Annotated in this window: 23 protein-coding genes; 16 read left to right on the top strand and 7 right to left on the bottom strand. The window is 69.2% G+C overall.

Translation table 11 applies throughout. From position 1 onward, the window contains the following. The first annotated feature begins 34 nt into the window (after positions 1 to 34). Entirely contained in the window at positions 35 to 991 is a 957-nt protein-coding gene (locus ACZ6SF_RS25540) for an electron transfer flavoprotein subunit alpha/FixB family protein (protein ID WP_466065145.1), read from the top strand. A 232-nt stretch (positions 992 to 1223) separates the two neighbouring features. Here ACZ6SF_RS25540 and ACZ6SF_RS25535 read toward each other — a convergent pair whose 3' ends face one another. Continuing rightward, the gene (locus tag ACZ6SF_RS25535; protein ID WP_466065143.1) at positions 1224 to 2246 is read right to left on the bottom strand and encodes an Rpn family recombination-promoting nuclease/putative transposase; all 1023 of its coding nucleotides are present in this window, start codon (positions 2244 to 2246) and stop codon (positions 1224 to 1226) included. Between the two features lie 108 nt (positions 2247 to 2354). Between ACZ6SF_RS25535 and ACZ6SF_RS25530 the strand changes: the two genes are divergently transcribed. The 4 genes from ACZ6SF_RS25530 (at position 2355) to ACZ6SF_RS25515 (ending at position 5309) form a co-directional block, all read left to right on the top strand. After that, positions 2355 to 3323: an aldo/keto reductase gene (locus ACZ6SF_RS25530; RefSeq protein ID WP_466065561.1), complete on the top strand. Its 969-nt coding sequence runs from the start codon at positions 2355 to 2357 to the stop codon at positions 3321 to 3323. A gap of 95 nt (positions 3324 to 3418) precedes the next feature. Beyond that, on the top strand, positions 3419 to 4306 hold the full coding sequence (locus tag ACZ6SF_RS25525; protein ID WP_466065141.1) for an aldo/keto reductase: 888 nt from the start codon (positions 3419 to 3421) through the stop codon (positions 4304 to 4306). Positions 4307 to 4504: 198 nt separating this feature from the next. Continuing rightward, the gene (locus ACZ6SF_RS25520) at positions 4505 to 4825 is read left to right on the top strand and encodes a hypothetical protein (RefSeq protein ID WP_466065139.1); all 321 of its coding nucleotides are present in this window, start codon (positions 4505 to 4507) and stop codon (positions 4823 to 4825) included. Positions 4826 to 5009: 184 nt separating this feature from the next. After that, positions 5010 to 5309 carry a hypothetical protein gene (locus ACZ6SF_RS25515; RefSeq protein ID WP_466065138.1) on the top strand — a complete coding sequence of 100 codons (300 nt, stop codon included), beginning with the start codon at positions 5010 to 5012 and terminating at the stop codon, positions 5307 to 5309. Between the two features lie 149 nt (positions 5310 to 5458). Here ACZ6SF_RS25515 and ACZ6SF_RS25510 read toward each other — a convergent pair whose 3' ends face one another. Then, entirely contained in the window at positions 5459 to 5821 is a 363-nt protein-coding gene (locus ACZ6SF_RS25510) for a VOC family protein (protein ID WP_466065137.1), read from the bottom strand. Positions 5822 to 5910: 89 nt separating this feature from the next. Here ACZ6SF_RS25510 and ACZ6SF_RS25505 point away from each other — a divergent pair, with 89 nt between their 5' ends. Continuing rightward, the gene (locus ACZ6SF_RS25505) at positions 5911 to 6855 is read left to right on the top strand and encodes a helix-turn-helix transcriptional regulator (protein ID WP_466065136.1); all 945 of its coding nucleotides are present in this window, start codon (positions 5911 to 5913) and stop codon (positions 6853 to 6855) included. A 38-nt stretch (positions 6856 to 6893) separates the two neighbouring features. Here the strand turns inward: ACZ6SF_RS25505 and ACZ6SF_RS25500 are convergent, their stop codons facing one another. Then, positions 6894 to 7751 carry a LysR family transcriptional regulator gene (locus tag ACZ6SF_RS25500; RefSeq protein WP_466065135.1) on the bottom strand — a complete coding sequence of 286 codons (858 nt, stop codon included), beginning with the start codon at positions 7749 to 7751 and terminating at the stop codon, positions 6894 to 6896. A gap of 111 nt (positions 7752 to 7862) precedes the next feature. Here ACZ6SF_RS25500 and ACZ6SF_RS25495 point away from each other — a divergent pair, with 111 nt between their 5' ends. From ACZ6SF_RS25495 to ACZ6SF_RS25485, 3 genes are all read left to right on the top strand, one after another. Then, positions 7863 to 9167 carry an NAD(P)/FAD-dependent oxidoreductase gene (locus tag ACZ6SF_RS25495; protein ID WP_466065133.1) on the top strand — a complete coding sequence of 435 codons (1305 nt, stop codon included), beginning with the start codon at positions 7863 to 7865 and terminating at the stop codon, positions 9165 to 9167. Between the two features lie 172 nt (positions 9168 to 9339). After that, on the top strand, positions 9340 to 10167 hold the full coding sequence (locus ACZ6SF_RS25490; RefSeq protein WP_466065132.1) for a GNAT family N-acetyltransferase: 828 nt from the start codon (positions 9340 to 9342) through the stop codon (positions 10165 to 10167). Next, positions 10164 to 11075 (top strand): lysophospholipid acyltransferase family protein, encoded by a 912-nt coding sequence (locus tag ACZ6SF_RS25485; RefSeq protein ID WP_466065131.1) that lies wholly within the window; start codon positions 10164 to 10166, stop codon positions 11073 to 11075. The genes ACZ6SF_RS25490 and ACZ6SF_RS25485 overlap by 4 nt, the downstream gene beginning before the upstream one ends. A gap of 101 nt (positions 11076 to 11176) precedes the next feature. On the opposite strand, the gene ACZ6SF_RS25480 is transcribed toward ACZ6SF_RS25485, so the two are convergent. Next, positions 11177 to 11767, bottom strand: a complete 591-nt coding sequence (locus ACZ6SF_RS25480) for a hypothetical protein (RefSeq protein WP_466065129.1) — start codon at positions 11765 to 11767, stop codon at positions 11177 to 11179. A 274-nt stretch (positions 11768 to 12041) separates the two neighbouring features. Between ACZ6SF_RS25480 and ACZ6SF_RS25475 the strand changes: the two genes are divergently transcribed. After that, positions 12042 to 12860, top strand: coding sequence for an alpha/beta fold hydrolase (locus ACZ6SF_RS25475; protein ID WP_466065127.1), 819 nt, complete (start codon positions 12042 to 12044; stop codon positions 12858 to 12860). Positions 12861 to 13032: 172 nt separating this feature from the next. Here ACZ6SF_RS25475 and ACZ6SF_RS25470 read toward each other — a convergent pair whose 3' ends face one another. Together ACZ6SF_RS25470 and ACZ6SF_RS25465 are read right to left on the bottom strand one after the other, a co-directional pair. Beyond that, positions 13033 to 13824, bottom strand: coding sequence for an ABC transporter permease subunit (locus ACZ6SF_RS25470; protein ID WP_466065126.1), 792 nt, complete (start codon positions 13822 to 13824; stop codon positions 13033 to 13035). Continuing rightward, complete coding sequence (locus ACZ6SF_RS25465) at positions 13814 to 14713, bottom strand: ABC transporter ATP-binding protein (RefSeq protein ID WP_466065125.1); 900 nt, start codon at positions 14711 to 14713, stop codon at positions 13814 to 13816. Before ACZ6SF_RS25465 ends, ACZ6SF_RS25470 begins: the two co-directional genes overlap by 11 nt. Before the next feature lie 72 nt (positions 14714 to 14785). Here ACZ6SF_RS25465 and ACZ6SF_RS25460 point away from each other — a divergent pair, with 72 nt between their 5' ends. Further along, positions 14786 to 15265, top strand: a complete 480-nt coding sequence (locus ACZ6SF_RS25460; RefSeq protein WP_466065124.1) for a GbsR/MarR family transcriptional regulator — start codon at positions 14786 to 14788, stop codon at positions 15263 to 15265. A gap of 59 nt (positions 15266 to 15324) precedes the next feature. On the opposite strand, the gene ACZ6SF_RS25455 is transcribed toward ACZ6SF_RS25460, so the two are convergent. Beyond that, positions 15325 to 15684, bottom strand: coding sequence for a cold shock domain-containing protein (locus ACZ6SF_RS25455; RefSeq protein ID WP_466065122.1), 360 nt, complete (start codon positions 15682 to 15684; stop codon positions 15325 to 15327). 272 nt (positions 15685 to 15956) lie between these two features. Here ACZ6SF_RS25455 and ACZ6SF_RS25450 point away from each other — a divergent pair, with 272 nt between their 5' ends. From ACZ6SF_RS25450 to ACZ6SF_RS25430, 5 genes are all read left to right on the top strand, one after another. Next, a complete protein-coding gene (locus ACZ6SF_RS25450; RefSeq protein ID WP_466065121.1) occupies positions 15957 to 17183 on the top strand; it encodes a cysteine desulfurase family protein in 1227 nt (408 codons plus the stop codon). Positions 17184 to 17185: 2 nt separating this feature from the next. Further along, the gene (gene mnmA / locus ACZ6SF_RS25445) at positions 17186 to 18286 is read left to right on the top strand and encodes a tRNA 2-thiouridine(34) synthase MnmA (protein ID WP_466065119.1); all 1101 of its coding nucleotides are present in this window, start codon (positions 17186 to 17188) and stop codon (positions 18284 to 18286) included. Further along, a complete protein-coding gene (locus ACZ6SF_RS25440; protein WP_466065117.1) occupies positions 18283 to 19317 on the top strand; it encodes a methionine synthase in 1035 nt (344 codons plus the stop codon). The genes mnmA and ACZ6SF_RS25440 overlap by 4 nt, the downstream gene beginning before the upstream one ends. Before the next feature lie 160 nt (positions 19318 to 19477). Beyond that, entirely contained in the window at positions 19478 to 21598 is a 2121-nt protein-coding gene (gene ligA / locus ACZ6SF_RS25435; protein WP_466065559.1) for an NAD-dependent DNA ligase LigA, read from the top strand. Between the two features lie 114 nt (positions 21599 to 21712). Then, the gene (locus ACZ6SF_RS25430; RefSeq protein WP_466065116.1) at positions 21713 to 22960 is read left to right on the top strand and encodes an AAA family ATPase; all 1248 of its coding nucleotides are present in this window, start codon (positions 21713 to 21715) and stop codon (positions 22958 to 22960) included. Positions 22961 to 22990 lie beyond the last annotated feature (30 nt).

The raw sequence follows: 22990 nt of genomic DNA, 5'->3' as shown, positions 1-22990 counted from the left end.
CCCGCACCGCAGCAACTTCTAGGAGAAGAGACAAATGGCAGAAGTACTTGTGCTCGTCGAGCACGCCGAAGGTGCGGTCAAGAAGGTCAGCACCGAACTGCTGACCGCCGCCGCCGCTCTGGGCGAGCCGTCGGCGGTCGTGGTGGGCGCCCCCGGCACCGCCGACAAGCTGTCCGATGCGCTCGCCGCCGCCGGCGCCGCCAAGATCTACGTCGCCGAATCCGATGACGCGGACAACTACCTGGTGACCCCGAAGGTCGACGTGCTGGCCGGCCTGGTCGAATCGGCCTCCCCGGCCGCCGTCCTGGTCGCCGCCTCCGCCGAGGGCAAAGAGGTTTCCGGCCGGCTCGCCGCCCGGATCGGTTCCGGCCTGCTCGTCGACGTCATCGACGTGAAGGCCGACGGCACGGCCGTGCACAGCATCTTCGGTGGCGCGTTCACCGTCGACGCCCAGGCCACCGGCGACGTCCCGGTCATCTCGGTGCGTCCGGGTTCGATCGAGGCCAAGCCCTCGGCCGGTGCCGGTGAGAAGGTCACCGTCGAGGTGCCCGCCCAGGAAGAGGGCGTCGTCAAGATCACCAGCCGCGAACCCGTCGTCGGTGGTGACCGTCCGGAACTGACCGAGGCGAACATCGTCGTCTCCGGCGGCCGCGGTGTCGGTTCGGCCGACAACTTCTCCGTGGTCGAAGCCCTCGCCGATTCCTTCGGCGCGGCCGTCGGCGCCTCCCGCGCCGCGGTCGACTCGGGCTACTACCCGGGCCAGTTCCAGGTCGGCCAGACCGGTAAGACGGTCTCTCCGCAGCTGTACGTGGCCCTGGGCATCTCCGGCGCCATCCAGCACCGGGCCGGTATGCAGACGTCCAAGACCATCATCGCGGTCAACAAGGACGAAGAGGCGCCGATCTTCGAGATCGCCGACTACGGCATCGTGGGCGACCTGTTCAATGTCGCCCCGCAGCTGACCGACGAGGTCAAGAAGCACAAGGGCTGAGCGCCCGCGGGTTTCCGCGAAAGCTCACAGATCACGCCCGGCCGGATCATCCGGCCGGGCGTGATCTGTATTCGGCTGCCGCTGAATGCCCGGAAGCGTCGAGTCCGGTACTCGGCTCGGTGCCGGCGCGACGGGTGTTCAAGCCGTCGGCCCGGTGCAGTTCACCGGCGGTGCTCCGGATGGAGTTCATCGGCCGATGAGTGCGTACGGCCGGCACCGGGGTCCGATCTGGTCAGGCGAACATCTCGTCGAGGGTGGTCACGGTCAGTACGCGGGTGGCCAAGACGCGGACCCGAGCGGAGTCGGCAGACCGGACTCGGAGGATCGTGGCGTCGGTGAGTGGCCCGAATTTCACGGCCATCTGTTCGAGCAGCGCTTCGACGCGGCCGCGGGCTTCTCCGCGGGCTTCTCCGCGGGCCTCTCCGCGGGCTTCGATCATGTCTGCTGTGGTCACTATCGCCTCCTTGGCCCGTGGGCCGAGTTGTTCGAAAACCGTCGCGAGGTCGGTCTCGGTGGTTTCACCGACGGTCATGAGGTAGGTCAGGACGGTCAGGTAGTCGCCGAGGGGGTCCGGCCCGGATTCCAGGGCGCGTAGGTCTTCGAGCCAATCCAGCATATCGTGTCCGAGGGTGGTGTTCCTGGGAGCGATCCGCTGCAGGACCAGCAAGATCCTGGTCGCGGGTGTGAGGTCGCGCTCACGGAGCGCCCGGGGGTCGAGGGCGGCGATATCGTCGAGCAGGAACCGCAGCCGGGGCAGGTAGGGGTCCAGCGCCCGGCGGGCGGCGGGGTCGAGATCGAGCAGGTCGGCGAGTTCGGTGGGGTGCTGGGGTGACCAGGGATTGCCGTCGGCGGTGTTGTGGACGACCAAGGGGATGATCACGGGCAGGGTGGCGGTCTTGCCCGCGCGGTGTGTGCGGTGTTCGCGATCGTTGTCCGTGAGGTGCTGGCGCCAGATCGCGATCATGTATTCGAGCATGCGGAAGGCCATGAAGCGGTCGCTGCTGGATTGGTGCTCCATCAGTATGTAGATGTAGGCGGGGTGGCCGTCGAGGCGGGTGCGGAACAGCAGGTCGCTGAAGCGGTTGCGCAGGTCGGGGTGGACGTAGCTGCCGGGCTGGAGTTGCAGGGCGGGCCAGTCGATGCGGGTGGTGATCGATTCGGGTAGCACCGCGCGCAATTCCGAAGCCGCGTTCGTCGCGCGGGCCATGACCTTTCGGAAGTAGGCGTCGTGCGGGTTGGACCGCTGCTCGGACATGGCCGCGACCTTACGGCCGGCCGGTGACAAGCTTCGGAGGACCGAGACCGCCCGGAGCCATGTGGCGGACAACCCGGCGACGACCGGGCCTGCGAGACTGGCGGGGTGATGCGATACCGACTGTTCGGGCGGACCGGGTTGCGGGTGTCGGAATTCGTGCTGGGCACGATGGCGATCGGGGACAAGGACGAATATCGGCGGATACTGGAGGTTTTCGCCGAGGCCGGGGGGAACTTCGTCGATACGGCGTCCGCGTACGGGGCGAGCGAGGAGATGCTGGGGGAGGTGCTGCGGGAGCGGGATCGGTTCGTGATCGGCACGAAGTACACGCTCAGCCGCGATCCGGCCGATCCCAATGCCGCGGGCAACCACCGCAAGAACATGACGCTGTCCCTCGAACGGAGTCTGCGGCGGCTGCGCACCGACTACGTCGATATCTACTGGGTGCACGTCTGGGACCGGCATACGCCGATCGAGGAGACCATGCGGGCACTCGACGACGCGGTGCGGTCGGGGAAGGTGTTGTACGTGGGGATCTCGGACGCACCGGCGTGGATCGTGGCGCAGGCCAATATGATCGCGCAGTTCCGCGGTACCGTGCCCTTCTCGGGCCTGCAGGTGCCGTACAACCTGCTGCGACGTGACATAGAGCGGGAACTGCTGCCGATGGCGGAGGCCTTCGGGATGAGCGTGACGGTATGGGCGCCCATGGCCCAGGGGGTGCTGTCGGGGTCCGCGGGCAGGCGGGCGGACCCGGAGACGTTCGGTGAGCGGGAGCGCGCCGGGGCCGCCGCCGTCGCGGAGGTGGCGGCGGAACTCGGGGTCACCGCGGCGCAGGTCGCGCTGGCGTGGACCCGATACCGCTCGCCGGCGGTGCTGCCGATCGTCGGGGTGAGCAGCGCGGCGCAGCTCGCGGCGAATCTGGCTGCCGGACAGGTGGAGTTGCCCGCCCAGGCCGTGGCCCGGTTGGAGGCCGCGGTTCCGTTCGAGCCGGGTTTCCCACAGGAGTTCATCGCGCAATGTGACGTGTCACCGCACGTCTACGGCACAGTTGTGGATCGAGTCGATACTCGCTGAGGCCCGGCGCGGCGGCGCAGGTGTCCACCGGGCGCCGCCCGCGCCCCGGTCCGTGCGGAGCGGGCGCCGGGCTTGTGCGGTAAGACTGCAGGGTGATGCGATACCGACCTTTCGGGCGGACCGGGCTGCGGGTCTCCGAGTTCGTGCTGGGTACGACGGCGATCCGGAACAAAGACGAGTACCGGCGGATCCTGGACATCTTCGGCGAAGCCGGAGGGAATTTCGTCGATACCGCCTGGGCCCAGGATTCCAGTGAGGAAATGCTGGGTGAAGTCGTACGCAAGCGGGATCGGTTCGTCCTGGGGACCAGACATACCCTCACGCCCGACCCCGCCGACGCCGGGACCGTGGGCGGTCATCGCAAAAGCCTGATCCTGTCGCTGGAACGGAGCCTGCGGCGGCTGCGCACCGACTATGTGGACGTCTTCTGGGTGGACGTCGCGGATCCCGGTACACCCATCGAGGAAACGCTGCAGGCGCTCGACGACGTGGTGGGCTGCGGCAAGGTTCTGCACACCGGGATCATCGATGCTCCGGCCTGGACGGTGGCGCAGGCCAACACGCTGGCCGAATGCCAGGGCTGGACACCGTTCTCGGGCGTACAGGCTCCCTACAACCTGCTGCGCCGCGAGATCGAACGCGAAATGCTGCCCATGGCCGAGGCATTCGGGGTGAGCGTGACGGTGTCGTCGCCACTGGAGCACGGGGTACTGGCCGGGGCCACCGACGCGCCGGAGGCCGGCCCGCGCGGGCAGGCCGCGGCCGCGGCGGTGGCGGAGGTCGCCGGGGACCTCGGGGTTCCCCCGGCGCAGGTGGCGCTGGCCTGGACCCGGCACCGCTCGCCGTCCGTCCTGCCGATCGTGGGAGTCGACAGCGCCGAGCAGCTCGCGGCGAACCTCGGAGCGTGGCAGGTGGAACTGCCCGCGGACGCGGTCGCGCGATTGGAGACGGCCGCGTCCGGCGGGGTTCCGGCGGTGTCGTAGCTGAGTCGGCGAAGAGGCATTGCCTCCGGACCGGGTGGCCGAGGTCATCCACCCGGACATGGCACGGGCGGCCCGCGACCGGACCGACACGATTCCGGAATCGTTCGGTACCCCGGACCGACCCACGCGGACCGCGGCGGCGGGGGAGAATCACGTGCCCGTGGTCATCTGTCCAGGAGGTCGGAATGGTGCAGTGTCGTGGTCGCGCCTGAGGCGTTCGAACGGCCGGTGTGGAAGCGCACCGGCAACGGTAGGTTCCCGGTCGCCGCACTGGTGGAAGGCCGGTGGTGGGTGCTGCGGATGAACCCGTTCCCCGACCACAGTCTGTGGACCCTGTTCGTCGACGGTGTGGCCCGCTACGACGTGGACCAGGCCCCGCCGAACTGGGGCCGGCCCAGCGCGGTGACGGCGCCACTGGACCCCGGCACCGCCGAGGCGGTCCTGGCGCCGATCCGGCATCTGGGCACCTACGGCAGTGAAGTGGGCCGGCCCTGCGACGACCCCTTCTGCTGCGGCTGACCACCTCCGGTACCGGGGGTCATGCGGGGAGGGTGCGGTCGCACGTTCCCAGGAACGGCCGGATGTTCCCAGCGGACTCCCAGCTCGGCTCGCAGGGCGGGCACAGCGAACCCGGATAGCGTCACTGATGTCGGAGAGCCGATCGAGCGGATCGGCGAAAAACGCAGTGCGACAAGGAGTTCCCATGGTGAAGCTGAAACCGGCGAGTAGAGCTCTGGTAGCGGTGATGTGCGGTGCGGGTGTCGTGGGTGCGGCGGTGACGGGTGCGGGCGCGGCCGGGGCCGACCCGGGCCCGGGTGAGAAGAAGATCGTCATCAACGGCCAGGAGCGCACCGATATCGACCGGGTGATCCTGCGCGAGAACATCGACCGGTACCTCCCCGGATATCAGCTGCCGCCGGGAAGCCCGGGGGTGATCATCCTGAAGAACGGCCAGGTACAGGCGGTGCCGGAAGGAGCCGTGCTGCGGCAGCAGCGCCGGTAGCGACCGCCGCCGGAAGGCGGCCCGAACGTACCGGTCCGAGAGGGTCCCTCGCCGCTCGGGCCGGTAGATGGGGCACCGCGGGTGAACCGGTGCCGCCATCGAACGCCCCGGCGGCCACTGCCCGGCCGCCGGGGTTTCGCGCTCCGGGATCAGTCCACCGGCGCCACCCGAATCAGGTTGCCGTCGGGGTCGGCGACGACGAACGTGCGGCCGAACACCGCGTCCTCGGGTTCGGAGACAACGGTGACGCCGCGGCCCTTCCAGTCCGCGAACCGGGCGTCGATCACCGCCGAATCGCCGGCCAGCGTCAGGCACAGTTCGCTGGTCCGGGGTGTGGTGGCGAGATCTGCCGCCGGCGAGCGCCACAGCGCCAGCTGGACCCCGCCGCCCAGGCCGAAGGCGACGAATCCGGGAGTTTCGAAGACGGGAGTCATCTCGAACAGATCCCCGTAGAACCGGGCCGCGGCCGGAACGTCGGCGACGTAGACGATGAACATATCGGGGGCGGGCATGTGCTGTTTCCTTTCGTAGAAGCGGACGACCCCGGTTGTATCCGGCAAACCCGACGGAATCCGTCAGGTTTTTCTGAGATTCTTCGGATATGACTCCCGATCGCTTCTTCGGACTGCTGCTGGCGCTGCAGTCACGCCCGGTCACCACCGCTCCGGCACTCGCCGATGAGCTGGGAGTCTCGGAGCGGACCGTGCTGCGGGATCTGAACTGGCTGCAGGAGGCGGGGTTCCCGGTGCATGCCCGGCAGGGGCGCGGCGGCGGGGTGACATTGCTTCCGGGTGGCGCCCTCGACACCTCCCGCCTCACCCCGGGTGATCGTGACCACCTGGTCCTGGCCGGGCTCGACGATCAGCAGCGCGACGATCTCGGCGCGACCGCGGACAGCGATCGGGCCCGCCGCAAGGTCGCGCCCGCGAAGCCGGGCACCGCCGGGCTGCTGCCGCTCAGCGGTCTCGTGGTCACCGACAACCGGCCGTGGTTCGCCGCGGACGGTGACGGCGTCGCACCGGCCGAACTGGTGGGCGACCTGCGCCGCGGGGTGCGGCTGCGGGTGCTCTATCGCCGGTCGGACGAGCGTGAGCCGGTGTGGCGGGTGACCGATCCGTACGGGTTGCTGGCGAAATCGGGGCGCTGGTACCTGGTGGCCGACGAGCGGGAGACGCCGCGGCTGTTCCTGCTCGACCGGATCGCCCGGTGGCGGGCGCTACGGTTGCCGCGACGCCTGCGGGCCGGAGCCACCCTGCACACCGTCGCCGCGCAATTGACCGCGCGCTGGGAAACCGCCGGTGATCTCACGGTGCACGCCGAACTGGACACCCGGCAGCTGGATCGCGCCGCCCGCATTCTCGGTACCCGGTTGACCGTGCACGACACCGTCGCGGATCACCGGGTCCGGGTGACCATCGCCTGCCGGGTACTCGACGACACCCGGCAACTGCTGCAGTTCGCGGGCCATCTGACGGTGCTGGCCCCGCCGGAGGCCCGGACCCTGCTGCGTGAACTCGCCGCCGGCATCCAGCGGCAGTACAGCTGACCACCACGCCGGTGCGCCGGGCGGAACCGGCCATCCGGCTATATGTCGCGCAAACCGTTCAACAGCGCGGTGAGGATGGGAGTGCGGCGGGTGTCGGCGCGCAGTACCGCGCATACCGGGATACGCAGGTGGTGGTCGGCCAGCTGCAGGGTGGCGATGCCCTCGGTGGAACTGTTCGCGTAGAGCGCGGTCCAGGCGTCGGGGTGATTGATCAGTTCCATCGTGGCCGTATGGTCCGGCGGGATGGGCGGGCCGTAGGTGGGACCGCTGGGGAGATCGGCGAAGGCGGCGCGGATGACATTGTGGATGAGGACCTGCTCGGATTCCGGAGGCAGCAGCAGCGGGTAGTCGCTGAGCTCCGGCAGGGTGACATCGGTGCGCCCGGCCAGCGGGTGCGACGGTGCGGTGGCGAGGGTGAGATCCTCCACCCACAGCTGCTCGACCACCATGCCCGCCTGCTGCACACTGCCGCGGATGAGGGCCAGATCGCAGTCCCCGTCGGCGACGGCGGCCACCCGTTGCCGGAACGGTTTGATGACGAATTCGATCTCCGCGCCGGGATGGGTTTCGCGGGCCCCCGCGATGGCCGACAGCGACCGGGTGGCGAACGACATATTCGCGGTGAGCCGGATGCGCGGGCCGGTGGTACGAATGGAGGCGCGGATGGCCGATTCCAGACCTAGCATCTGCTTGGCGAGCGGTAGTAATCTTGTGCTCGCGTCGGTGGGGACGACCGATCGGGTAGAGCGCTCGAAGAGCTGCACACCGAGGTCGTGTTCGAGCCGGGCGATCTGATGACTGATCGCCGACTGCGAGATGAAACAGCGGGCCGCCGCCCTGCTGAAACTGAGCTCCTCGCACACCGCGACGAAGTACGTGAGCTGCCGAAGCTCCACCCGGACCTCCATTCATGACCAGAACAGATAAGAGTCATCTCAATTATGCGCCCTGAACCTTGAAATATCTTGGATCTGGATGACGGTTCCTAATGAGTGAAGGAGGCTGTCATGCAGAACGTCACCGGTATCGGCGCAGGGGTCGAATACGCGGATGTGGTGATCATCGGATCGGGTTTCGGAGGTTTGGCCGCGGCCAAACAACTGGCCAAGGCCGGAGTCGATTATGTCCTGATCTCGAGCACGCCGGAACACCTGTTCCAGCCGCTGCTGTATCAGGTCGCCACCGGGGTGTTGGCGTCCGAGGAGATCGCGCCCCCGATCGCGAACATCCTGCGCCGTCACGAGGAGGCCGATGTGCGCCTCGGTGAGGTCACCGCCATCGAACCGGACGCGGCGATCCTCACCTACCGCACCCCCGAGGGCGCGCGCCGGATCCGCTACGGATCGCTGATCGCGGCGACCGGCGCCAGCCAGTCGTATTTCGGCCGCGACGACTTCGCCGACAAAACCTATTCGCTGAAGACCATCGACGACGCCAAGCTGCTCCGCGCCCAGATCGAGCGGGTGTTCCGGGAGGCCTCGGGCGCCGACGAGGAGACCCGCCGCCGTCTGCTCTCGTTCGTGGTCGTGGGCGCCGGCGCGACCGGTGTCGAGGTCGCGGGCCAGCTGAAGGAACTGGCCAAGCGGCACTTCCACCAGGACGTCTCGGTGAGCCTGGTCGAGGGCGCGGGCGCGGTGCTGCCGCCCTTCGGCGGGGGTCTGTCGGAATACGCGAAGAAGACGCTGAACCGCAGCGGTGTCGAGGTGCTGCTGGGCACCTTCGTCACCGATATCGCCGACGGCGAGGTCACCGTGAAGGACAAGGACGGCGCCGAGCGGAGCATCGAGGCCGAGACCATCGTCTGGTCGGCCGGTGTGCAGGCCGGTGGTTTCGCGAAACTGCTGGCCGAGGCGACCGGATGCGAGACCGACCGGGCCGGCCGGTTGCTGATCAACCCGGATCTCACCGTCGGCGGTTACGCCGATATCTACGCGATCGGCGATATGACCTCGCTCAACGGCTACCCCGGTCAGTCGCCGGTGGCCATGCAGGAGGGCCGGCACGCCGCCGATATCATCAGCCGCGACAAGCACCCGGGTACGCCGTTCGTGTACTGGGACAAGGGCAGCATGGCGGTGATCAGCCGGTTCAGCGCGGTCACCAAACTGAACGAGCGCATCACGTTCAAGGGTGTGTTCGCGTGGTTCATCTGGCTGGCCGTGCACCTGTTCTATCTGGTCGGCTTCCGGAACCGCTTCGCCGCGGTCCTGTCGTGGCTGGTGGCCTTCATCGGAACCGGGCGGCCCGGGTTCGAGGAGGTCGACGAGCAGCGGCGCGACCGGATCCGGGAACCCGAGCGCTTCGTCGCGTAGCCGCCGGAGATGGATTCCGGCCGAACTCCGAGTGCATAAGCGCAGTTCGGACGAACGGCCGGAAACCCGGCGGTGAACGCCGGGTGTGATGAAGGTCTCGTTAACCGAACCGGCATGCGGCCGACACTCGGCGGTTGCTCCACCGCCGTGTCGGACTGGCCTCCTAGGCCTTATGGCTATTACGTCCGTGCTGACAGCGCCGGCCCGGCCGGCCGGCAGCGAGGATCACCGGTCCCGATACGCACTGATCGTCTCCTCCGATTCCGACCATCGCATCGCGGCGCAGCGGTTGCGGTACAACGTTTTCGCCAGTGAGCCCGGCTTCACGATTCCCGACGCCGGTACCGGTCTGGACGCGGACCGCTTCGACGAGCACTGCGACCATATGCTGGTACGCGACGAGGTCTCCGGCGAGTTCGTGGGCTGCTACCGGATGTTGCCGCCGGACAAGGTCGCGGCGGCGGGCGGGTACTACACCGCCACCGAATTCGATCTGACGCGGCTGGATCCGCACGGGATGCGGATCGTGGAGATGGGGCGGGCGTGCGTCGTTCCCGAGCATCGCAACGGGTCGGTGCTCACCCTCATGTGGGCGGGAATCCTGCACTACATCCAGCTCACCGGTTACGACTGGGTGATGGGCTGCGCGTCGGTGCCGATGCGCAACAACCCCGAGGACCCCGCCGGTGTGAACGTCCGCGGCGTCCGCGATTTCCTGCTCGGCAAGCACGCCTGCGATCCCGGAAAGCGGGTGCGGCCCTACCGGCCCGTGGTGGTGGACGGGATGCCGCTCGACGAACTGCCCGCGCCGGCCCGGCCGAAACTGCCGCCGCTGCTGAACGGCTATCTGCGCCTGGGCGCGGAGATCTGCGGGGAGCCGGCCCACGACCCGGATTTCGGCGTCGCCGATTTCGTGGTGCTGCTGGGCCTGGACACCATCAACACCCGGTACCTGGACCGGTTGCGCGGCGCGGCCGCCAATTTCGGCGGTGCGCGGTGACGACCGTGGTGGAGCCGGCCGCCTTACCGGCCGGGCACGCGTGGATGCCGGCGAGCCCGTGCGGGACCGGTTGCGTCCAGCACCGCCCCGAGATCGGGGTGATCCGGGCCGGGTTCCGCGCCGCCGCCGCGATCTCGGTATTCCTGGCGTATCCGTTCGCCCATCTCGTGACGCCGCCCGCGCGGCGTTCGGGTGTGCAGCGGCGGTTCGCGCATACCCTGCTGCGGGCCTGCGGTATCCGGCTGCGGGTGGTGGACCGGCGCGGCGGGACCGTCGCCGCACGGCCCCGGTTCGCGGAACCGGATACCCCGGTCCTGGTCGCCTGCGGGCATATCGGATGGGCGGATATCGTCGTCCTCGCCGCGGTACAGCCGCTGGCGTTCGTGGCCCGCGCCGATCTGATCGACTGGCCGGTGCTCGGCCGGCTGGCCCGGGTGATGCGCGTGGTGCCGATCGAACGAGAGCGGCTGCGCGAGCTCCCCGCGGTGGTGGACCGGGTGGGAGCCCGGCTGGCGGCGGGCGAGCGGATCGGTTTCTTCCCCGAGGGCACCACCTGGTGTGGTCGCGCGTACGGCACCCTTCGTCCCGCGCTGTTCCAGGCCGCGGTGAACACCGGAGTACCCGTGCAGCCGGTGCGGTTGCGCTATCTGGACGCGCACGGGGATCGCAGCACGATTCCCGGTTTCGTCGGCGACGATACGCTGGTCGGCTCGATCGCCCGGGTGCTGCGGGCACGTGGGCTCACGGCGGAGGTCGTACTGGCTCCGGTCGAAGCGGCGGGAACGGATCGCAAGGATCTCGCGCGGCGCTGTGAGCGCGCGGTGCGGCAGGAGGAGTTGTCCGACGCCGCGCACGCCGTGCTGGCCGCGGCGGGCCGGCAGCTGAGCGCCGCGGCGGTACCTGCCTGAGCGGTGTGGACGGCCGGATCCGAGATTTCGGATCCGGCCGTTTCGCGCGTTATGGCGAATCGCTAATCTATGGGCCGCTGTATAACGGCAACTTATTTGTGTCATCGAGCGCTACCGGTGCCGGGAAGCCCCGCGAGTCCGGGCAGGGGCGGCAGGCCCGGCAGCGGCAGGGGTGGCAGGGCGGGCAGGTGTACCTGCGGGATCGGGAACGGGCTCGCCGGGGCCGGCGGGATATAGGGGTTGGGCTTGTTCCAGGTCTGCGGGATGCCGCCACCGCCGCCGCTGTGATTCTCGCGATCCCAGTCGACCGGGGTGTCGTAGTCGTGGCCCCGGCTGCCGCCGCGGTTGGGGTGGCTGTCGTCGCGCTCGTCGTGGCCGCTGTTGAACTGGTCGTTCCAGCCGTCGTAATTCTGCCGGTTGTGGTCCCGGTAGCCGTACTGGCCGTGATCGTCCCAGCCGAATCGGTCGCCGTCGCCCCAGTCGTCGCCGTCGTAGGCCTGCCAGTCGTTGTCGTCCCAGCCGTTGCTGTCCCAGCCGTTGCTATCGCCGAAGCTGTGGCCGGAATCGTGGGAATCGCCGGGACTTGCGAGGGCGGGGCCCGCGACGGCGACGAGGGGGGTGAGGGCGAGCACCGCGATCGCGGCGATCCGGGCGGCCAGGCGGCGGGTGCGCTGTTCGGGATTTCGGTTCATCGGTGGTCCTCACTCGGTCGCGCTCCGGTCGGGGTGGGTTGTCGGAGCGCCCGCGCTGTCGCGCTTTATTGATACACCAATGACCGTACCGCTAATTAACGGTACGTTCAATGGGTAGCGGTAAAGAGGACTGGAACGGGGGGTGGCGCGCGGTCGGCGGTGCGGAGTGGTGGAACGTGATCGCTCAGGCGCAGGCATATCCCGGGCCGGCCGGATCGCGACGACGCGACATTCGTACAAGACGGTCCGAGGACCCTTCGACGAAGCTGCCGGTATGAGCGAATCGAGCCCCACCCGGACACGCGCCGACACGACAGTCCAGGGGGTGCACGTTGTCATCGACGGAGACCCGGCGGCACCGCCCCTGTTGCTCATCCACGGTTCGGGCGCAACCGGTTCGATGTGGTCGCCGGTGGTGCCGGCGCTCGCGACGGCGTATCGAGTGATCACGGTCGACCTTCCGGGATGCGGCCGATCCGATCCGGCGTCCACGTACGCCGTTCCGCAGCAGGCGGATCAGACGGCGGCAGTATTGGACGAACTCGGGCTCCGGGATCTGAAGGTGGTCGGTCACTCCAGCGGGGGATACGTCGCTACCGCCCTCGTGGAGCGTCGCCCGGACCTGGTCGCCGAGCTGGTCCTGGTCGGCACCGGGCCGAGCCACACGGCGCTCTTGCCCGAGCCGGCGATCGTCAAGGTGCTCACCTCGCCGCCTTTCGGCCCGCTCGTATGGGCGATTCGTACCGACTCCATGATCCGCCGCGGACTGGCGGCGACAGCGGCGGCTCCGATAACGGTGCCCGACACCGCGGTAGCCGATCTGCGACGGGCGACCTATCGAGCGTTCCGCGCGATTCTCTCCGCCAATATGGACTACCTCGCCGCGGGAACGGTGCCCGAGCGCCTCATCGCCGCCGGAAAACCCCTACTCGCGATATTCGGGGATTCCGACCCCCGGTGGGACCCGGCCTCGGCACACCAGTACGAGGCGGTGCCGGGTGCCGAGCTCCGATACTTACGCGGAGTAGGGCATATGGCGATGCTCGAGGATGGCGACGCCCTCGCCCGCTCGATACTCGATTACACGCTCTAGGCATGCGCCGCGGACTCCGGTTCGGGGTCGGTGACGAGGTGTAGGCAGACCGGCGGCCGGTGCGGGACCCACCCGCACCGGCGGTTCGGCGCTTGCGTGCAGCGGACCCATCATTGATGGGGTCGCGCTGGTTGCCGATTCATCAATGGCCGTTGTGGACGGCTGGTGTGGGTCAGTTGTGGAGATCGCGGCGGTCGAAGCGCCAGAACCCGAGCGCGAGCAGAACGACAGTGACTGCGAGCAGGACCGCGGCATCGCCTGCTTGCAGGCCGTGGCGCAGGGGTTCACCGCCGATGTAGTAGTGGAACGGGGACAGGTATTTCAGCCGGTCGGCGCCGATCACACCGGCGAGATTGCCCGCCACGTAGGTGAACACGCCGATCCCGGCCGCGATACCGAGTGCTGCCCCGCGGCTACCCAGTGCTGCGCCCAGGCCGATGGCCAGGGCTCCGAAGGTGGTACCGAGCAGCGCCAGGTGTACGCATTGGCCGGCGAATCCGGCGATACCGACGGTGTCGAGGTCGGCGCCGGATCGGATCGCCATCATCGCGGCGAAGACCAGCACCGCGATGGCGGCCGCGCCGGTGGCCAGGGCGGCGAAACGGTGGAGCGCCAGCGGGATACGGCCCAGCGGGTGGGCCAGCAGCAGGGCCAGGTATCCGGTTTCCTCGTCGCCGGCGATCAAGCGGGCGCCGAAGGTGATCCCGAAAGCGGTGACCAGCAGCGGCAGCAGCAACCCGAACACGGTGGACCCGAGATATCCGGCCGCGGAGCTCATGTCCTGCATCCGCAGGGCTTCCCGCATCGCCTCGGGGTAGTTCGCCACGGTATCGGCCATCCCGCCCTCGGACACCTGCGGGTAGAACGCGGCATACATCAACCCCACCACGGCGATACCGACCGACCACGCCAGTAGGGCACGGCGGTTATCGGCCAGGGTGCGGGTGTAGAGGTCAGGCAGCATCGGCTTCTCCGGTGTAGTAGCTGTGGAACAGGTCCTCGAGGGCTGGTTCGGTGACCAGCAGCCCGGCCACGTGATGACCGGCCAGCGCACGTAGCAGTGCGTCCGGGCTCCCGGTCACCCGGCAGTGCAGGGTGCACCCGTCGACCTGCACATCGGTGACCCCGGGCACCGCCGCGAACTCCGCGGCCTCGACCGCGCCGGCGAAGTCGACCTCCACCTCGCGCACCGCGTCGGCGCGCAGGCCCGCCACGGTGTCGAGCGCGACCAGGCGTCCTTCCCGGATGATCGCCACCCGGTCGGCGACGGCCTCGACCTCGCTCATGATGTGGCTGGACATGAACACCGTCTGCCCGCCGGCCGCCGCCTCGCCCACCATGTCCAGGAAGATCTGCTGCGCCAACGGATCCAGGCCCGAGGTCGGTTCGTCGAGAATGAGCAGCTCGGGTTCATGCATGAAGGCCTGAACCAACCCGACCTTCTGCCGGTTACCCTTCGACAACGCCGCGATCTGTTTGCCCTGATCCAACTCCAGCCGCTCACACAATCCGTCGATGCGGTCCGCTCCCGCTCCGCCCCTCAGCGCGGCCAGAAACCGCAGGGCCGCACCGACTCGCTGACGACCCGGTGCGACGAAATCCCCGGCCAGATAGCCCAGCCGCGCATGCAGCGCCACCGCATCGGTACGCGGATCCACGCCGAGGACCCGAGCAGTGCCGGCAGTGGGACGGATCAGATCCAGCATCAGCCGGATGGTGGTGGACTTCCCGGCGCCGTTGGGCCCGAGAAAGCCGAAGACCTCACCCCGCTCCACCGACAGCGACAACTCGACCAGCCCGCGGGCCGAGCCGTAGGTCTTCGTGAGCCCGTGCAGCTCGATTACTTTCACCATTAACAGAAAGTATCCAGTGTTCAGAGATTTGTAAATCTTCTGAAGGTTCATCCTTCTGATATTTTGACGGATATGGGCACCAACGAGCGATTGCGCGAAGCCGCCGAGAAACTGGCCTTGACCCTGTCGGCCGGTGGTGGGATGCAACGCTCCACTGCGAGGGTGCTCACCGCGCTCCTCTACACCGAGCAGGACACCATGACCGCCGCCGACCTGTGCCAGGAACTCTCGATCAGCTCGGGCGCAGTATCGACCGCGATCAAGCACCTCACCCCGGTGGGACTGATCGAACGCGTCCCCGCCCCGGGCAGCCGCCGCGACCACTACCGGTTCCGGTCCGGGGCATGGGCGGCGCTGATGTCACAACAGAACAGCCTGCTCGCCACCATGCGCGATTCCGCCCAGGAAGGTCTCGACGCCACCGGCTCCGACACCGTCACCGCCCGGCGCCTGCACGAGATGCAGGACTTCTACACCTTCATGCTCAACGAACTGGTGCCCCTCATCGACCGATGGCGCGAGAACTACGCAGCCGAACACCCCTGCCCATGACACGTCGGTGAGACCACACGACGAACGAAGACCTCGCGCCGCGGGCTTCTCCCCTCGGATCACCGCGCGCGCACGTGGTCTCGGTGCGGGTGGCCGGTGAAATCTATGGCGCGGGATCGCCTGATGTGGCGGGCTTGCGGGCCGTTCGGGACGACGACGATCTCGAATTCGACGGTTTGCCCGGCATGTAGTGCCGCGTCGTCGTGTTCCGTGCTGCTCTTGTCCTGTTCGATCAGGAGGTCGGGTCCGCCGTCGGCGGCGGCGATGAAGCCGAATCCGCGGTCCTCGTTGAACCATTTCACCGTGCCGTATGCCACCGCGCTCTCCTTTACCATCTGCTGCACAGGATTTCGGGCAGCGGCGGCGATCGGATGGGTCGACGATTCGACGCGGCTCGCGATGCCGGATTCCGTCGTCACGCCACGTGGCGAGGCAGGTCCTGCCTGCCCCTCACAAGAGGTAGGCGCTCGGCGAGCTCAATCGGGGCCCTGGCTCGGACACGGGACATCCGGTCCTGGCCGAGGACGGGCAGTATCTCTTGTATCAAGTCCTCTGGCCGAGGCCGGGAATCCGGGAATGTCGGCGGTGCCAGCACTGTTGTGAATCGGGTGCAAAACGTAGAAAAATCGTAGGAAGCAGGGGGTAACCCCCAAAGATGTGCAGGTCAACGGTGGGATAGGCTTTGTCGGTCATGAAGTCGGCTTTCCCGGGTGCTGTCAGCGGTGTGCCCACGACGGTCTACCTCGATCACGCGGCGACCACACCGATGCTGCCCGCCGCCATCGAGGCGATGACCGCTGTCTTCGCGCAGGTCGGTAACGCGTCCTCGCTGCACGGATCGGGCCGGGAGGCCAGACGTCGGCTGGAGGAATCGCGCGAATCGATCGCCGCGGATCTCGGCGCCCGGCCCTCCGAGGTGATCCTGACCTCCGGCGGCACCGAGAGCGACAATCTGGCGGTCAAGGGCATCTACTGGGCCCGCCGCGACGCCGATCCCCGCTGTACCCGGATTCTGGCCTCGTCCACCGAACACCACGCGGTGCTCGACGCGGTGGAATGGCTGGAACGGCACGAGGGCGCGCAGGTCACGTGGCTACCGGTGGACGCCGACGGGATCGTCGCGCCCGGCGCCCTGCGCGCGGCCCTGGCCGAACACGCCGGTGAGGTCGCGCTGGTGACCGTGATGTGGGCGAACAACGAGACCGGCGCGATCCAGCCGGTCCGTGAACTCGCGGCCGTCGCGCAGGCGGCCGGTGTACCCATGCACAGCGACGCCGTGCAGGCGGCGGCCCAGCTGCCCATCGATTTCGCCGCGAGCGGGCTCGCGGCGGCGAGTTTCACCGGACACAAGCTGGGCGGCCCGCACGGGATGGGCGTCCTGCTGCTCGGCCGGCAGGTGGGCTGCGTCCCGCTGCTGCACGGCGGCGGCCACGAACGCGACCTGCGGTCGGGCACCTCGGACGTGGCGGCCGCCGCCGGGCTGGCCGCGGCGCTGCGCGAGACCGTGGCGGAGATGCCGGCGCGGACCGCCGAACTGACGGGTCTGCGTGATGCCCTGATCGCCGGTGTGCGCAATGCCGTGCCGGAGGCGATTCTCAACGGCCCGCACGACGAACGCCGGTTGCCTGGTAACGCCCATTTCACCTTTCCCGGGTGTGAGGGCGATTCGCTGCTGATGCTGCTCGATGCCGCCGGGATCGAATGTTCGACGGGGTCGGCGTGTACGGCCGGGGTGGCGTCGCCGAGTCATGTGCTGATCGCCATGGGCGTCGGGGCCCGGGAGGCGCGGGGTTCGCTGCGCTTCTCCCTCGGGCACACCTCGCGGCGTTCCGATATCGATGCTCTGCTGGATGTATTGCCACAGGTGGTGGAAAGAGCCAGGGCCGCGGGCCTGGCCGGTGCGAGAGGAGGGGCGTAGACATGCGCGTACTCGCCGCGATGAGTGGCGGAGTGGATTCGGCGGTGGCGGCGGCACGGGCCGTCGATGCCGGGCACGAGGTGGTCGGGGTGCATCTGGCGCTCTCGTCGGCCCCGGGGACCCTGCGCACCGGATCGCGCGGATGCTGCTCCAAGGAGGACGCCGGTGACGCGCGCCGCGCCGCGGACGTCCTCGGCATCCCGTTCTACGTCTGGGATTTCGCCGATCGTTTCAAGGAAGACGTGATCGACGATTTCGTGGCCGCCTACGCCGCCGGAGAGACGCCGAATCCCTGTCTGCGCTGCAACGAGAAGATCAAGTTCTCGGCCCTGGCCGATCGCGCGGTGGCGCTCGGATTCGACGCGGTGGTCACCGGGCACTACGCCCGGCTGGCCGACGGTGTGCTGCGCCGCGCGGTGGACGCGGACAAGGATCAGTCCTATGTGCTGGCGGTGCTGACCGCCGACCAGCTGACCCGGGCCATGTTCCCGGTGGGCGACACGCCCAAGCCGCGGATCCGGGAGGAGGCCGCCGAACGCGGGCTCGCCGTGGCGAACAAACCCGACAGCCACGACATCTGCTTCATCCCCTCGGGCGATACCCAGGCCTTCCTGGGCGCGAAGATCGGTATCCGGCCGGGCGCCATCGTCGATTCGCAGGGTGCCGAGCTGGGGCGTCACGACGGCGTGCACGGCTTCACCATCGGCCAGCGCAAGGGGCTCGGACTGCCGGGCCCCGGCCCCGACGGCAAACCCCGCTACGTCACCGATATCGACTCCGATACCGGCACCGTGCACGTGGGCTCGGTCGACGACCTGGAGGTCTGGGAGATCGAGGCCGACCGGGCGATCTGGACCTCGGGTGCCGCGCCGGAAGGCCCGGTCGACTGTGTGGTCCAGGTCCGCGCGCACGGCGGTACGGCGCCCGCCACCGCCGAGGCCTCCGGCGCCGGGATGGTGATCCGGCTGCGGGAACCGCTGAGCGGGGTGGCCCGCGGTCAGGCCGCGGTGCTGTACCGGCCCGACGACGCCGGTGACGCGGTCCTCGGCAGCGGCACGATCTCGGCGACCTCGCGGACCGCCACCGCCGGCGCGCCTCGATGAGCGAGGCCGGTTTCCCGGCCGGCGCGGCGACGGGGGTCGGGTCCTGGCCGGGCACCGACCCGCGCGAGGCCGCGGCCGTGATCATCGGCGAACTGCCCGGGCTGCCCCACCTGGTGGAACTGCCGGCCCGCGGGGTGGGCGCGGACACCATCGGGCGGGTATCGGCGCTGCTGGTCGATATGCGATTCGACACCACCCCGCGCGGCTACCGGCTGGCCGCCCGGCCGGGGTCGGCCTCACGGCGGGCGCACGATCTGCTGCGCACCGACCTGGACGCGTTCCAGGAGGCATGGGAGAACGCCGGACTGCGCGGCGCCGGCCGCACACTGAAGGTGCAGGCGGCCGGTCCGCTGACCCTCGCCGCGCAGGTCGAACTGCCCGGCGGGCACCGGGTGCTCACCGACCGGGGTGCGGTGCGTGATCTGGCGGGGTCGCTGGCCGAGGGGCTGGCGACGCATATCGCCGAGATCGCGGCCCGGCTCGAGGCCGACGTGGTCCTACAACTGGACGAACCGTCGCTGGGGCAGGTGCTCGACGGTTCGCTGCGCGGCGCGAGTGTGCTGAACACGGTCGCCGCCGTACCGGAACCGGAAGCGCTGTCACTGCTGGACTCGGTGCTGGACCTGCAGCGGGTGCCGACGATGGTGCATACGTGCGCGAGCCCGCCGCCGTTGGCCTTCCTGGGTCGCTCGTCGGCGTCGGCGCTCGGATTCGATCTCGCCACGGTCTCCGGGACGGCCGCGCTCGACGCGCTGGGAGAGACTCTCGACCGGGGCAAGCGCCTCGTTCTCGGGCTTGTTCCCACCACCGGTCCGACGCCGCCGGTGACCTGGCGGGAGATCGCCGAGCCCGGAGTCCGCCTGTTCGACCGGCTCGGGTTCCCGCGCGCCGAGCTGGCGCGGCGGGTGCTGGTGAGCCCGGCGTGCGGGCTGGCGGGGGCGCGGCCGGGCTGGGCCCGGGAGGCGCTGCGGCTGGCCTCCGATACCGCGAAGGCGTTCGCCCAGGATCCCGAATCGGTGGTCGCGCAATAACGTTCGGCCCGCGCCCAGCGTGCCGTCGGGCAGGCGCGCCTCGGCATCGCCGGGACGCCCGCCGACAGACCGGCGAAAGGACCGGGAACCGGCCGCGACGTGCGGTTCCGGTGCGGCCGCGGTGTCGGTGGGCTGGACTAATCTGCCAGATGTGAGTGAGATCGGAAGCCCCACCGAGCCCGGTACGGACGCCGCTCCGACCCCCGCCGCGGGAGAGGAGCGCGCGCGTTGGCAGGAACTCGCCGAGACGGTCCGCGAACACCAGTTCCGGTACTACGTGCGGGACGCGCCGATCATCTCCGACGGCGAATTCGACACGCTGTTCCAGGAGCTGCTGGCGCTCGAGGAACAGTTCCCCGATCTGCGGACCCCCGATTCACCCACCCAGTTGGTGGGCGGCGGGTTCGCCACCGATTTCACCCCGGTCGACCACCTCGAGCGGATGCTCTCCCTGGACAACGTCTTCTCCGAGGCCGATATGCGGGCGTGGGCGTCACGTGTGGAGGAGGAGACCGGTCCGGACCTGCACTATCTGTGCGAAGTGAAAATCGACGGGGTCGCATTGAATCTCGTCTACCGCGACGGAAAGCTGGTGCGCGGGGCGACCCGGGGCGACGGACGCACCGGGGAGGACGTCACCCTGAACGCGCGCACCGTCGAGGACATCCCCGGTGAGTTGACCGCCGACCCGGAATTCCCGATCCCCGCGCTGCTCGAGGTCCGGGGCGAGGTGTACCTGCGGCTGGAGGATTTCGAGACCCTCAACGCCGCCATGGTGGCGGAGGGGAAACCGCCGTACGCGAATCCGCGTAACACCGCGGCCGGGTCGCTGCGCCAGAAGGATCCCTCGGTCACCGCGCGGCGGCGGCTGCGGATGATCTGTCACGGTCTCGGCCGGACCGAGGGTTTCACGCCCGCCTCCCAGCACGACGGGTACCGCGCACTCGCCGCCTGGGGCCTGCCGGTCTCCGCGCATACGAAACTGGTGCGCGGCGTGGACGCGGTGCTGGAACGGATCGCCTACTGGGCCGAGCACCGCCACGATATCGAGCACGAGATCGACGGCCTGGTGGTGAAGGTCGACGAACTGCTGCTGCAGCGCCGGCTCGGTTCGACCTCCCGTGCGCCGCGCTGGGCGATCGCCTACAAGTACCCGCCCGAGGAAGCCACGACGAAGCTGCGCGATATCGCGGTGAACGTCGGGCGCACCGGGCGCGTGACCCCGTTCGCGGTGATGGAACCGGTGGTGGTCGCCGGGTCCACGGTCTCGATGGCCACGCTGCACAATGCCGCGGAGGTGGTGCGCAAGGGTGTGCTGATCGGCGATACCGTCACCATCCGCAAAGCGGGCGATGTGATCCCGGAGGTGCTGGGTCCGGTCGCCGACGCCCGCACCGGCGCGGAACGGGCGTTCGTGATGCCCACGCACTGCCCGGAATGCGGTACCGAACTCGCCTACGAGAAGGAGGGCGACGCCGATATCCGCTGTCCCAACCAGCGTGGTTGTCCCGCGCAGTTGCGGGAGCGGGTATTCCATGTGGCCGGTCGCGGCGCCTTCGATATCGAGGCCCTCGGCTACGAGGCGGCGATCGCGCTGCTGAACGGCGGCGCCATCGGTGACGAAGGTGATCTCTTCGACCTCGACGCCGGCCGGTTGCAGCGGGTCGGCCTGTTCGTCAACAAGAACGGCAGCCTCTCGGCGAACGGGCGGCGGTTGCTCGACAATCTCGGCGCCGCCCAGGATGTGCCGCTGTGGCGGGTGCTGGTGGGTCTGTCGATCCGCCATGTCGGGCCCACCGCCGCCCGGGCGCTGGCCGCCGAGTTCGGCAGTATGGAACGGATCGAACAGGCCTCGCTGGACGAACTGGCGAACGCCGAAGGAGTGGGGCCGACCATCGCCACCGCGGTCGCGGAATGGTTCGCTGTGGACTGGCATCGCGCCGTCGTCGAGAAATGGCGGGCCGCCGGGGTGCGGATGGCCGACGAACGGGACGAGTCGATTCCTCGCACCCTGGAGGGGCTGTCGATCGTGGTCACCGGTTCGCTCCAGGGGTTCTCCCGCGACGGCGCCAAGGAGGCGATCCTGGTGCGCGGCGGTAAGGCGGCCGGGTCGGTATCGAAGAAGACCGCGTTCGTAGTGGTCGGCGATTCGCCGGGCACCAAGGCCGCCAAGGCCGAGGAACTCGGGGTGCCGATCCTCGACGAGGACGGTTTCCGGATGCTGCTGGAATCGGGTCCGGACGCGGTCCGTCCGCCCGGGGAGGCCGCCGGAGCGGAGTGAACCGCCGGTACCGGCCGCGAGGGGCCGCGGTCGCGTGGGTGGTGGCGGGCCGTGCCCCGACACGGGCGGATGCCCGTCCTGCGGCGGCGGGACCGGACACGGCAGGATGGCGGGATGCTGCGCAGTTTTCGGGTGTCCAACCACAAATCCCTGGCCGACCTACAGGAACTGCGGCTGACCCGTGGCGCCACCGCGCCGGTGGCGATCCCGGTGACCGCGGTGCACGGCGGGCCCGCGGCCGGTAAATCGAACCTGGTCGACGCGCTGGGACATATGCGCGCCGCGGTGCTGGAATCGGTGACCGGCTGGGACCCCTACGCCGGTCCGGTGCGGTCGCCGCATCTGGAGCACACCGGGCGGGCCTCGGAATTCGAGGCGGTTTTCGTGGCCGAGGGGATCCCCTACACCTACGGATTCCGCACCGACTCCGCCGATGTGGCCGCCGAATGGCTGTACAGCCATCCGCGCGGCCGGCGGCGGATCGTCTTCGAACGGGAGGGGGAGCTGGTCCGGGTCGGGCCGATGTTCGAACCGGCGCGGTTCGGGATCACCGCCCTGGTCCCGCTGGTGCGCCCCAACGCGCTGCTGCTGAGCCTGGCCGGCCAGATGTACGCCGAGGCGCTGGTTCCCGCCTACCGGTGGTTCGAGACGATGCTCGAGGTGGTGCGCGGCGCCGGGGATATCGAGGACGTCGAGCGGCGGGTGGGGTCGCATCTGTCCCGCTCCACCGAGAACGCGGCCCGGCTGCTGACCCTGTTGCAGACCGCCGATCTCGGGATCACCGATCTGCTCATCGCCCAGAACGATCCCGGATACGCCGATTACCTGCGCGATCTGGACTCCGATATCGCGGCGCTGACCGAACAGCTCGACCACGGCGCGGCCTCGCCCGGTTACGCGGCGCAGCTCGAGGAGGACACCGGGCTGACGGCCGTTCAGCTCGCGCGCGAACTCACCAATATGCGCAATGCCCGCGACGCGCTGTACACCAGGATGGTCGCCCGCCGCGGGGTGGGCCTGCGGCTGGTGCATAGCGGAGTGGAACCGGTGTTCACCCTCGCCGAGGAATCCTCGGCGACCCTGGCGCTGCTGCGATTGCTGCCGGTGCTGCTCGACGCCTTGGACACCGGAAAGGTGCTGGTGGTCGACGATTTCGGCACCCGCCTCACGGTGGAGGAGGCCGATCGGCTCGTTCAGCTGTTCCAGAACCCGGAAACCAATACCCGCGGTGCGCAACTCGTGTACACCACGGGTGACCGCGCACTGGTCGATCGCGGGAACGGCCGGTCCGCGCGGACCCGCACCGGGGTGTGGACCATCCGCCGTTCCGGCGCCGGGGCCAGCACACTGGCCACCACATGAAACCGGCCGCCCGATCGGGCGGCCGGTTCC

This window comes from Nocardia sp. NPDC049935, assembly GCF_055586645.1.
The sequence above is the reverse complement of the archived record's forward strand: the minus strand, read 5'-3'. Positions and strand labels throughout refer to the sequence as shown.

Bases quoted from the DNA above. Each gene is read 5' to 3' on its own strand.
- ACZ6SF_RS25540 (WP_466065145.1), top strand. From the start codon at position 35: ATGGCAGAAGTACTTGTGCTCGTCGAGCACGCCGAAGGTGCGGTCAAG.
- ACZ6SF_RS25535 (WP_466065143.1), bottom strand. From the start codon at position 2,246: ATGTCCGAGCAGCGGTCCAACCCGCACGACGCCTACTTCCGAAAGGTC.
- ACZ6SF_RS25530 (WP_466065561.1), top strand. From the start codon at position 2,355: ATGCGATACCGACTGTTCGGGCGGACCGGGTTGCGGGTGTCGGAATTC.
- ACZ6SF_RS25525 (WP_466065141.1), top strand. From the start codon at position 3,419: ATGCGATACCGACCTTTCGGGCGGACCGGGCTGCGGGTCTCCGAGTTC.
- ACZ6SF_RS25515 (WP_466065138.1), top strand. From the start codon at position 5,010: ATGGTGAAGCTGAAACCGGCGAGTAGAGCTCTGGTAGCGGTGATGTGC.
- ACZ6SF_RS25510 (WP_466065137.1), bottom strand. From the start codon at position 5,821: ATGCCCGCCCCCGATATGTTCATCGTCTACGTCGCCGACGTTCCGGCC.
- ACZ6SF_RS25505 (WP_466065136.1), top strand. From the start codon at position 5,911: ATGACTCCCGATCGCTTCTTCGGACTGCTGCTGGCGCTGCAGTCACGC.
- ACZ6SF_RS25495 (WP_466065133.1), top strand. From the start codon at position 7,863: ATGCAGAACGTCACCGGTATCGGCGCAGGGGTCGAATACGCGGATGTG.
- ACZ6SF_RS25490 (WP_466065132.1), top strand. From the start codon at position 9,340: ATGGCTATTACGTCCGTGCTGACAGCGCCGGCCCGGCCGGCCGGCAGC.
- ACZ6SF_RS25480 (WP_466065129.1), bottom strand. From the start codon at position 11,767: ATGAACCGAAATCCCGAACAGCGCACCCGCCGCCTGGCCGCCCGGATC.
- ACZ6SF_RS25475 (WP_466065127.1), top strand. From the start codon at position 12,042: ATGAGCGAATCGAGCCCCACCCGGACACGCGCCGACACGACAGTCCAG.
- ACZ6SF_RS25470 (WP_466065126.1), bottom strand. From the start codon at position 13,824: ATGCTGCCTGACCTCTACACCCGCACCCTGGCCGATAACCGCCGTGCC.
- ACZ6SF_RS25465 (WP_466065125.1), bottom strand. From the start codon at position 14,713: ATGGTGAAAGTAATCGAGCTGCACGGGCTCACGAAGACCTACGGCTCG.
- ACZ6SF_RS25460 (WP_466065124.1), top strand. From the start codon at position 14,786: ATGGGCACCAACGAGCGATTGCGCGAAGCCGCCGAGAAACTGGCCTTG.
- ACZ6SF_RS25450 (WP_466065121.1), top strand. From the start codon at position 15,957: ATGAAGTCGGCTTTCCCGGGTGCTGTCAGCGGTGTGCCCACGACGGTC.
- mnmA (WP_466065119.1), top strand. From the start codon at position 17,186: ATGCGCGTACTCGCCGCGATGAGTGGCGGAGTGGATTCGGCGGTGGCG.
- ACZ6SF_RS25440 (WP_466065117.1), top strand. From the start codon at position 18,283: ATGAGCGAGGCCGGTTTCCCGGCCGGCGCGGCGACGGGGGTCGGGTCC.
- ACZ6SF_RS25430 (WP_466065116.1), top strand. From the start codon at position 21,713: ATGCTGCGCAGTTTTCGGGTGTCCAACCACAAATCCCTGGCCGACCTA.